Below are 6,254 nucleotides of genomic sequence, written 5' to 3' on the forward strand. Positions count from 1 at the left end.
GGGCGATGAGGTCGGGCAGGAGGGCGTCGGGGGGGAGGGCGTCGGGGGTGAGGGTGTCCGGGGGAAGGGCGTGGGGGGCGGCGAGGCGGCAGAGCTCGTCCTCGGGGACGAGGCGCAGGGTGTCGAGGCGGCGCTCGGGCGCGGCCAGGGCCTGCTCCAGAAGAGACCGGTAGGCGGACGCGAAGCGCGCGACCGTGGCGTCCTGGAACAGGTCGCGGGCGTACCCGAAGGTGCAGGCGATGCGCCCGTCGGGCTCCTCGGCCGTCTCGAGTACGAGGTCGAACTGGACCGCGCCGGTCTCGCGGCCGAAGGCCTCCGCCGCGAGGCCGGGCCAGCCCGCCGGCCCGGGCGCGGGCGCGCGGTGGCTGTGCACCACCTGCACCAGGGGGGCGTGGCTCACGCCGCGCTCCGGCCGCAGGGCCTCCACGAGGCGGTCGAAGGGCAGGTCCTGGCGGGCCTGCGCGTCCAGCATCGCGTCCCGCACCGACGCCAGGAGGCCGGAGAATCCCTGCGCGCCCGCGACCGGGATGCGGATCACCAGCGTGTTGACGAACAGGCCCACCACCCCCTCGGTCTCGGGCCGGGTGCGGCCGGCGGCCGGCACGCCGACGCGCAGGTCGTGCGTGCCGGTGAGGCGGTGCAGCAGGACCGCGAAGCCCGCGAGCAGCACCGTCGCGGGGGTGATGCCCGCCGCCGCCGCGAGCGTCCGCAGGGACGCGACGGCGGCGGGGTCGAGCGCCAGGCCCCGCGCCGCGCCGCGGAAGCTCTGGACGGCGGGGCGGGGCCGGTCGAGGGGCAGAGCCAGCAGCGGGTCGCCGGTGCCGAGCCGGTCGCGCCACCAGGCGAGCTGGGGGTCGAGGGCGCCGCCGGCGAGGCTGTCGCGCTGCCAGAGCGCGTAGTCGGTGTACTGGACGGGGAGCGGCGGCAGGTCGCCGGCGCCCCCGTAGAGGGCGGCGAGCTCGTGGGCCAGGATCTCCACCGAGCGCCCGTCGGCCACGAGGTGGTGCAGGGTCAGGAGCAGGACGTGGCGCTCCCCCCCGAGTCGCACCAGCGTGGCGCGCATCAGGGGCGCGCGCGCGAGGTCGAACGGCCGGCGCGCCTCCTCGGCCGACAGGGCGGCGAGCGCCGCCTCGGCCTCGGCCTCCGGGAGGGCGCCGAGGTCGGCCTCGTCGAGGACGACGCGCGCCGCCGGGTCGATGCGGGCCCGCACGCCGTCCCGGTCGTCGCCGAACCCGGTGCGCAGGGCCTCGTGCCGGAGCGACAGGGCCGCGAGCGCCCGCGCCAGGGCGGGGCGGTCGAGGGGGCCCGACAGCCGGTAGCCGCCGACGATGTGGAGGAGGGCCGCGTCCTCGCCGAGCTGGCCGATCAGCCAGAGCCGGTCCTGCGCGAAGGAGAGCGGCCGGCGCCCGCCCGCCTCGGCCGGGACGATCGGCAGGTCGCGGAAGTCGATGCCCTTCTGCGCCAGGGCGTCGAGGAGCAGGCGGCGCCTGTCGTCCGGCAGCCGGGCGATGCGCTGGGCGAGACGGTGCCGCTCGGTGTCCACGCCTCAGCCCTCCAGTTCCACCAGGATCGCGTCGATGGCCGAGAGGGCGGCGTCGCCCGCCGGGGCCGCGGCCGCCCGCGCGTCGACCTCCCGGGCCAGCGCCCGCAGGGTCCGGGCCTCGAACAGGGTCCGGATCGGCACCTCGACGCCGAGCGCGCGGCGGACCCGCACGGCCACCTGCGTGGCGGTGAGGGAATGGCCCCCGAGGGCGAAGAAGTCGGCGTCGCGGACGGGGTCGCCCGGCAGGCCGAGGAGGTCGCGCCAGATCGCCGCGAGCGCGGCCTCGGTGGCGCCCGCAGGCGCCTCGCCCGCAGGCGCCTCGCCTGACGGCGCCGGCAGCGCCCGCAGGTCCAGCTTCCCGTTCGGGGTCAGGGGCAGGCGCGGGAGCGGGACGATGCGGGCCGGGACCATGTGGTCGGGCAGGCGGCGGGCGAGGGCCGCCCGCAGGCCGTCCGCGTCGAGGTCCGCCCCGACCGCGTAGGCGACGAGCTGCGGGCCGTCCGGGGCCTCGCGCAAGGTGATTGCGGCGTCGCGCACGCCCGGCTCGGCCCGCAGGGCGGCGGCGACCTCGCCGGTCTCGATGCGGTAGCCCCGGAGCTTCACCTGCCCGTCGCGGCGCCCGAGATAGTCGAGGCTGCCGTCCGGGCGGCGCAGCGCGAGGTCGCCGCTGCGGTAGAGCCGCGCGCCGGGGGGCCCGAAGGGATCGGGCACGAAGCGCGCCGCGGTGAGCCCCGGCCGGTTCAGGTAGCCCTGCGCGAGGCCCGGCCCCCCGACCACGATCTCGCCCGGCACGCCGTCCGGCACCGGGTCGAGGGCGTCGTCGACGAGGTGGAGCACGAGGTCGGGGATCGCCTCGCCGATCGGGCTCCGGGCGGCGGCCTCGAGGTCCGGGGCCGCGACCGGCCGCAGCGTGACGTGCACGGTCGTCTCGGTGATGCCGTACATGTTGACGAGGCGGGGGCGCGCGTCGCCGAAGCGCGCGAGCCAGGGCCGCAGGGCGTCGAGGTCGAGGGCCTCGCCGCCGAAGATCACGGTGCGCAGCGCCAGGTCCGGCGCGGCCGCCCGGGCGAGGACCGCCTCCGCGAGCGGCCGGAAGGCGGAGGGCGTCTGGTTGAGCACCGTCACCCGCTCGCGCACCAGGAGGTCGAGGAAGGCGTCGGGGTCGCGCGCGGTCTCCTGCGGCACGACCACGAGCCGGCCGCCGTGGCAGAGCGCCCCGAACATCTCCCAGACGGAGAAGTCGAAGCCGTAGGCGTGGAACAGCGTCCAGACGTCGTCCGGGCCGAAGCGGAAGTCCGGCTCCGTCGCCGTGAGGAGCCGCGCGAGGGCGCGGTGGTCGATCACCGCGCCCTTGGGCGCCCCGGTCGAGCCCGAGGTGTAGATCACGTAGGCCGGCAGGTCCGGGCCGGCGGCCGGCAGGTCCGGGCCGGCGGCCGGCAGGTCCGGGCCGGCGGCCGGCAGGGCCGCGTCCGGCCCCGGCGCGTCCGGTCCCGGACCGAGCGCCTCGGCGAGGGGGAGGACCAGGGCGGCGCAGCCCGCCAGCGGCGCGCGGCCCTCCGGGCCCGCCAGCACCAGCGCGGCGCCGGAATCCGCCAGCATGTGGGCCAGGCGCTCGGCCGGGTAGGTGGGGTCGAGGGGCAGGTAGGCGGCGCCGCTGCGCAGGATGCCGAGGAGGGCGACGACCAGCTCGGCCGAGCGCCCGGCGCAGAGGCCGACCCGGTCGCCCGGCCGCACGCCGCGGGCCGCGAGGTGCCGGGCGACGCGGGCCGAGAGCCGGTCGAGGTCGCGGTAGGCGAGGCTGCGGCCGCGGTCGCTCAGCGCGACGGCGTCCGGCCGCCGGGCGGCATGGCCGAGGATGCGGGCGACGACCGGGCGCGCGGCGGCGTCCTGCCGGGCGGCAGCCCGCGCCCGCGCGGCCGCCACGTCCGCCGGCGGCGCCAGTTCCAGGGCCTCGAGGGGCGCGGCGGTGCCGGCCGCGAGCGCGTCGAGGACGTGCAGGAAGCGGTCGCGCAGGGAGGCGACCTCCTCGGGCCGGAAGGCCGCGCGGGCGCTGGACCAGGCGAGGCGCGGGGTGCCCTCGAGCATCAGCGAGAGCGTCAGCGGCAGGTCGGTGACCTCGTGCGTCCGCACCGGCCCGACCGAGAGCCCGCCGGCCCCGCGGGCGTGCAGCACCGCGTCGAGGGGGTAGTTCTCGACCACGAGCAGCGTGTCGAAGAGCGCGGACCCGGGCCGGCCGGCCCAGGCCTGGATCGCCGCGAGGGGCGCCCCGGCGTGCTCGGCCATGGCGGCGCCCCGGGCCTGGAGCGCGCGCAGCCAGTCCCCCGCGACGACGCCGGCGGGCGCGGTGACGACCCGCGGCACCGTGTTGATGAAGGGCCCGAGCACCGCGTGCAGGCCGGCATCCTCGGCCGGCCGGCCTGAGACCGTGATGCCGAAGGCCGTGGTGGCCCGGCCGGTGAGCTGCCCGAGGGTGAGCGCCCAGGCGGCCTGGACCAGGGTGCCGAGCGTCACCCGCTCGCGCCGGGCCGCCTGCGTCAGGCGGGCGACGCGCGCCGCGCCGAGGGGCGTCTCCGCGACGGCGTGCCCGCGGGCGCCGGGCTCGCCCGCGAAGGCGCCCGCGGCCAGGGTGGGCCCGTCGAGGGGCGCGGTCTCCCGGCGCCAGAACTCCGCGTCGGCCGCCCCGTCCCGGGCCGCCAGCCCGGCGACGTGCTCGCGGAAGCGCCGGGCGGGCGCCTCGACCGTCTCGCCGGCGTAGGTCCGCAGGATCTCGGCGAGCAGGCGGGCGCTGCTCCAGCCGTCGAGGAGCAGGTGGTGGCAGGTCCAGATTAGGTGGTGGCCGTCCCGCTGCCGCAGGAGGGCGAGGCGCATCAGCGGCGGCTCCCCGAGGTCGAAGCCCCGCTCCCGCTCCTCGGCCGCGAGCGCGTCGCACGCGGCCGGATCGTGCTCCCGGCCCTCGAGGAGCCGCACCGGCAGCGCGGCCCCGGCGTGGACCGCCTGCAGGGGCCGCTCCAGGGGCTCGCCCCACGCGAAGGCGGTCCGCAGGGCGGGGTGGCGCGCGAGCGCGGCGCGCCAGGCCGCCGCGAAGCGCGCCGGATCGAGCCCCGCGAGGTCGGCGCGGAGCTGGTTGACGTAGAGCCCGGCTCCCGGCGCCGCGAGGGCGTGGAACAGGATGCCGGCCTGCGCGGGGGTGAGGGGATAGAGGTCCTCGACCCGCTCCCAGGGCAGGGAGAGGCGGTCGAGCGCCGCCTGCGTCAGGCCCGCGAGGGGAAAGTCGCCGGGGACGGGCGCGGCGAGGCCCGGGGCGTCCGCCGCGGCGGCCGCCGCCCCGAGGGCGTCGGCGAGGCGCCCGGTGAGGTCGGCGATGGTGGCGGGGCGGAAGCGCCGGCCCGCGTAGGTCAGGCGCAGGACGAGCGCGCCGTCCTCCACCGCGCTGTCGACGATGAGGTCGGCGCCGAGCGGCGCGTCGGCGTCGGCCGAGAGGCTCATCCCGTCGGGCGCCAGGGTGAACGGCCCGGCCCCGGGCCGGGCGTCGATGCGGCCGAGGTGGTTGAAGGCGATGGCCGGCTCAGGGAGCGCCGCCACGCCCGGGTGGCGGGCCAGGTGGCGCAGGAGGCCGTAGCCGAGGCCGCGGCCGGGCAGCGCCGCGAGCGCGCGCTTCACCGCCCGGCCCTGCGCCACCGGATCGTCCGCCACCGGCAGGCGGACCGGAAGCGTGGCGGTGAACCAGCCGACCGCCCGGTGGAGGTCGAGGCCGAGGCCGTCGTCCCGGCCGTGGCGCTCCAGGGTGACGGGAACCTCCTGGGCGCCGGACCAGCCGCCCACGGCCCGCACCAGCCCGGCGAGCAGGACGGCATCGAGGCCCATCCGGCCCGAGGCCGCCGCGCGCCCGAGCGCCGCCGTCGCCTCGGCGCTCAGGCGCAGGATCGCGCGGCCGGCATCGCCCCGCCGGCGGCCTGCCGCGGCATCGTCGTAGGGTAGCGCCGGGATCGGTCCGCCGGCGGATTCGATCCAGAACGCCGCCTCCTCGCGCAGGGCGGGGTCCACGGCGCGGGCCGCGAGCGCCCGCGCGAAGGCGCGGAACGGGGTCGCGGCGGGGAGCGCCGCCGCCTCGTCGGCGAGGAGCGCGGCGAGGTCCTCGAGCAGGATGCGCCAGGACACGGCGTCGACCGCGAGGTGGTGGGCGGTGAGGAGGAGCCGGCCGGGGTCGCCCGTCACCAGCACCGCGGCGAGGACGCGGCCGGAGGCGGGGTCGAGGCCGCGCTCGGCCGCCGCGAAGGCGGCCTCCGCCGCGGCGGGCCCGGCCGTGACGAGGAGCGGCGGCAGCGCGGCCGCGGGCACCGGCTCCTGCCGGCGGGCGCCCTCGGTGGAGACGCGCAGGCGCAGGGCCTCGTGGTGCCGCACGAGGCGGCCGAGGGCCCGGTCGAGCCGGCCCGGGTCGACAGGGGCCGCGAGGTCGAGGCGCACGGACTGGTTCCAGTGTCCGGGCCGCGGCATCGCCTGGTCGAGGAACCAGTGCTGGACCGGCGTCAGCGGCGCCGGCCCCGCCGGGACCGCCGGGACCGCCGTCCCGCTCGGCCGGGCCGCCCGGGCCAGGGCCGCCACGGTCTGGTGCTCGAACACCTCCCGCGGCGAGACCGCGAGGCCGGCGTCGCGCAGGCGCGCGACGAGGAGCAGGGCGGTGATCGAATCGCCTCCGGCCTCGAAGAAGCTG

General features: G+C 79.3%; 2 protein-coding genes. Both read right to left on the reverse strand.

Annotation, left to right across the window (positions count from 1 at the left end; translation table 11 throughout):
• On the reverse strand, positions 1-1,543 hold a 1,543-nt coding region (locus tag DT057_RS33570; RefSeq protein WP_244937428.1), incomplete at its 3' end, for a condensation domain-containing protein.
• Positions 1,544-1,546: 3 nt separating this feature from the next.
• Positions 1,547-6,254: non-ribosomal peptide synthetase (locus DT057_RS33575; protein WP_128566348.1), on the reverse strand; the 4,708-nt coding region annotated here is incomplete at its 5' end.

The organism is Methylobacterium crusticola, assembly GCF_003574465.1.
Taxonomy (GTDB): domain Bacteria; phylum Pseudomonadota; class Alphaproteobacteria; order Rhizobiales; family Beijerinckiaceae; genus Methylobacterium; species Methylobacterium crusticola.